The following is a 4,104-nucleotide window of genomic DNA, read 5'->3' on the forward strand; positions in this document are numbered from 1 at the left end:
GGTAAATAGTTTAAATCTACCATTTTCAATACTTTCATTCACCCATAGCAGTGAGATTTTTTTGGTTACTTTGCGCAACTCCTCTGCGTGTCTTGCCGTGTACCCAGGGTTGCCCCTAGTTCATTTTCAGGTGTTTTGTATACACTTAATGTATGCATATGTGCACACAACGCATAGCCATTGAGGCCTGTTTTGTGCTGCACATGCCATGCATGGACCCGCGCACATGACGAGACAAACCCGGCCGCCAGGCCGCAAATAAGGCGCAGCTGGATGCGCCCGATCCAAGGATGTCAATGACCGATCTTGCAGCAGACCAGAACGCAGGCTTTGCCTTCAATCCCGCACAGCAGCGCCCCGCAGCGGCCGGTGCCTTGCCCGCCGGCGTATGCCCCTCGCTCTACAACAAAGACCTCGCGCCCACCAAGAAAGACAGCCGCTCCTGGGGTGCCTACAGCCTGTTCACGCTCTGGGCCAATGATGTGCACAGCCTGGGCAACTACGCCTTTGCCATCGGCCTGTTTGCGCTGGGCCTGGGCGGCTGGCAGATTCTGACGGCGCTGATGATGGGCGCTGCCTTGCTGTTTGTGCTGCTGACCTTGTCGGGCTTCATGGGCCCCAAGACGGGTGTGCCTTTTCCGGTGATGAGCCGCATCAGCTTTGGCACCCGGGGCGCGCAGATCCCGGCCTTGATCCGGGGCGGTGTCGCGATTGCCTGGTTCGGCATCCAGACCTACCTGGCCTCCAAGGTGCTCGATGTGCTGTTGATCACCCTCTTCCCCAGCCTGCAGGCGCTGCTGGCGCACCAGGTGCTGGGCCTGCCAGTGCTCGGCTGGATCAGCTTCAGCCTGCTGTGGGTGGTGCAGACGATGATTGCCTGCTGGGGCATGGAGAGCATCCGCAAGTACGAGGCCTTTGCCGGCCCGGTGATTCTGGTGACCTTTATCGCGCTGGCCGGCTGGGTGCTCTACAGCTCGGGCGGCAAGATCCAGTGGACGGCGCCCAAGCCCAGCACCGGTGCCGCGATGTGGGTGCAGATCATGGGTGCCGCCTCGCTGTGGGTCGCCATCTATGGCACCTTTGTGCTCAATTTCTGTGACTTCACCCGGGGCGCCACCTCACGCAGCGCCGTGGTCAAGGGTAACTTCTGGGGCATCCCCATCAACATGCTGATCTTTGGCCTGATCGTCGTCGTGCTGACCGGCGGCCAGCTGGCGATTGACGGCACGCTGATCCTGAGCCCGACCGACATCGTCGAGAAGATCCCCAACAAGCCCTTGCTGGTGCTCGCCAGCCTGTCGCTGCTGATCCTGACCATCGCCGTCAACCTGATGGCCAACTTTGTCGCACCCGCTCTGGCCCTGGCCAACCTGCTGCCGCGCCAGCTCAACTTCCGCCGCGCGGCCCTCGTCAGCGCCATCCTCGGCTTTGTGATCCTGCCCTGGAACCTCTACGACTCACCCCTGGTGATCCTGTATTTCCTGGGCGGTCTGGGCTCGTTCCTCGGCCCACTGTTTGGCATCGTGATGGCCGACTACTGGCTGATCCGCAAGCAGCGCGTGCATGTGCCCGCGCTCTACAGCGATGACCGCAACGGCCCTTACCATTACGAAAACGGCGTCAACCGCCGCGCCATCCAGGCCCTGGTGCCCTCGGCCCTGATTGCGCTGCTGTTCGCCTTTTTGCCGGCACTCGAGTCGGTGTCGCATTTCTCCTGGTTCATTGCGGCCGGGCTCGGCGGCCTGTTCTACTGGCTGCTGACGCCCAAGGGCCAGCACTATGAAGACCAGGACGGCGAGGCCATTGCCGTGAACCATGCCCAACATTGAGACGGAGTTTTTTGCATGCGCATTCTGATCGTGAACGTCAACACCACCGAGAGCATGACCGAGGCCATCGGCGCCCAGGCGCGCCGTGCGGCCGCACCGGGCACCGAGATCGTCGCCCTCACCCCGCGCTTTGGCGCTGAATCGGTGGAAGGCAATTTTGAGAGCTACCTCTGCGCCGTCGGCGTGATGGATGCCGTCATGCGCTACGACCAGCCCTTTGACGCCGTCATCCAGGCCGGCTACGGCGAGCATGGCCGCGAAGGCCTGCAAGAGCTGCTGGAAGTGCCGGTGGTCGACATCACCGAGGCTGCGGCATCGACGGCCATGTTCCTGGGCCACAAATACGCCGTCGTCACCACTTTGGACCGCGCTGTGCCTTTGATCGAAGACCGGCTCAAGCTGGCCGGGCTGGATGCGCGCTGCGCCTCGGTGCGCGCCAGCGGCATGGCCGTGCTGGAGCTCGAGAGCCAGCCCGAGCGCGCGGTCGATGCCATCGTGCAGCAGGCCGCCAAGGCCGTTGAAGAAGACCATGCCGAGGTCATCTGCCTGGGCTGCGGCGGCATGGCCGAGCTCGAAGACAAGGTGCGTAGCCGCACCGGCGTGCCCGTGGTCGATGGCGTGGCTGCCGCGGTGACGATTGCCGAATCGCTGGTGCGCCTGGGCCTCAAGACCTCCAAGGTGCGCACCTATGCGCCGCCGCGCGCCAAGCGCATTACCGGCTTTCCGCTGCCCGATTCGCTGGGCCGCTGAACGGCTCCATCTCCCAGCCTCTGTTTACTCCAACCGCCCTGCTCCGCAGGGCTTTTTTCTGGCTGGGTGAGTGCCTGGCAGCCTCATTGGCTGGTCTTGAAGCCTTGGGTTGCCGCCCAGGCCGCCACATCATCGCGGCGAATGGCGGCTGCCATCAGCTGCGGGAAGGCATCGGGCGTGCAGGCAAAGGACGGCACGCCCAAGGCGGCCAGTTTGGCGGCCAGTGCGGCATCGTAGGCGGGGGCACCTTCGTCGCTCAGCGCCAGCAAGGTGATGAACTGCACGCCGGACTCCACCAACTCATTGGCACGGCGCAGCAGGCCGGATTCCACGCCCCCCTCGTACAGGTCCGAGATCAGCACCAGGATGGTGTTGCGCGGCTCGCTGATCAGGCTCTGACAGTAACCCACAGCGCCATTGATGTCGGTGCCGCCACCCAGTTGCACGCCAAACAGCACATCGACCGGGTCGTCGAGCTTGTCGGTCAGGTCCACCACGGCCGTGTCAAACACCACCAGCTTGGTGGCGACGGCAGGCAGGCTGGCCATCACCGCGCCAAAGATGCTGGAGTAGACCACCGAGTTGGCCATCGAACCACTTTGGTCGATGCACAGAATCACCTCGCGCTGCGGGCGGCGCGCCTTGCGGCCGTAGCCGATCAAGGTCTCGGGCACGATGGTTTGGTACTCGGGCTGCCAGTGGCGCAGGTTGGCGCGTATCGTGCGGTTCCAGTCGATCTCGGCATGGCGCGGGCGGCGGTTGCGCTGGCTGCGGTCCAGCGCGCCGGCCACGGCGCTGCGCATCGGCTCTTCGAGCTTTTTCATCAGCTCGTCCACCACCTTGCGCACCACCAGGCGCGCGGTGGCCTTGGTGTTTTGCGGAATGACCGAGCCCAGCGAAATCAGGTTGGCCACCAGGTGCACATCGGGCTGCACGTTCTCCAGCATCTCGGGCTGCAGCAGCAACTCGCGCAGCTGCAGGCGCTCCATCGCGTCGCGCTGCATCACCTGCACCACCTGGCTGGGAAAGTACTTGCGGATATCGCCGAGCCAGCGCGACACCGAGGGTGAAGAATTGCCCCGGCCGCCCTTGCGTGAACCGAGCTGGCTGTCGCCTTCGTAGAGCGCCGCCAGCGCCTGGTCCATCTCCTGCAGGCGCCCGCCCACGGTTCCGCAGCTGGCATCGGCTGGGCTGCCCAGCACCATGCGCCAGCGCTGCAAGCGGGTGGTGGGCTGCAGCGCCTCTGCCGCGTCGGCTGCCAGGGTTTGGCTATCGTCTTGCGCCGGGCCTGGCGCGGGATGGGTGGCATGGGTCATCGTCATCACTCCAGGGCTTGTTTGGCAGGCGTGGCGGCAGGCGGAATCAGCGCCAGCAATTCGGGCGGCAGCTCCAGCCCCAGCAGGGTGTTGAGCAGCGGCAGCGCCAGCACGGCGCGCGCCTCGTCCCAGGGGGCATCCTCATCGCCCGCCGCCAAGGCGGCAGCAGGCACGGCCGCACCAGCCACCGGCGCGCGCCGGGCCTTGTC

General features: G+C 64.6%; 4 protein-coding genes. 2 read left to right on the forward strand and 2 right to left on the reverse strand.

The annotated features are described in order from the left end of the window. Positions 1-296 precede the first annotated feature (296 nt). Both H928_RS28490 and H928_RS0117270 read left to right on the forward strand, forming a co-directional pair. A complete protein-coding gene (locus H928_RS28490; RefSeq protein WP_021027626.1) occupies positions 297-1,829 on the forward strand; it encodes an NCS1 family nucleobase:cation symporter-1 in 1,533 nt (510 codons plus the stop codon). A gap of 15 nt (positions 1,830-1,844) precedes the next feature. Then, positions 1,845-2,579, forward strand: coding sequence for an aspartate/glutamate racemase family protein (locus H928_RS0117270; protein ID WP_021027627.1), 735 nt, complete (start codon positions 1,845-1,847; stop codon positions 2,577-2,579). Between the two features lie 83 nt (positions 2,580-2,662). Here H928_RS0117270 and H928_RS0117275 read toward each other — a convergent pair whose 3' ends face one another. After that, a complete protein-coding gene (locus H928_RS0117275) occupies positions 2,663-3,784 on the reverse strand; it encodes a VWA domain-containing protein (RefSeq protein ID WP_232539663.1) in 1,122 nt (373 codons plus the stop codon). A 116-nt stretch (positions 3,785-3,900) separates the two neighbouring features. Continuing rightward, positions 3,901-4,104 (reverse strand): hypothetical protein (locus tag H928_RS32485; protein WP_043340833.1); only part of this gene is annotated, 204 nt, incomplete at its 5' end.

Source organism: Comamonas sp. B-9, from assembly GCF_000410635.1.
Lineage (GTDB): Bacteria > Pseudomonadota > Gammaproteobacteria > Burkholderiales > Burkholderiaceae_C > Comamonas.

Bases quoted from the DNA above. Each gene is read 5' to 3' on its own strand.
- H928_RS28490 (WP_021027626.1), top strand. From the start codon at position 297: ATGACCGATCTTGCAGCAGACCAGAACGCAGGCTTTGCCTTCAATCCC.
- H928_RS0117270 (WP_021027627.1), top strand. From the start codon at position 1,845: ATGCGCATTCTGATCGTGAACGTCAACACCACCGAGAGCATGACCGAG.
- H928_RS0117275 (WP_232539663.1), bottom strand. From the start codon at position 3,784: ATGGTGCTGGGCAGCCCAGCCGATGCCAGCTGCGGAACCGTGGGCGGG.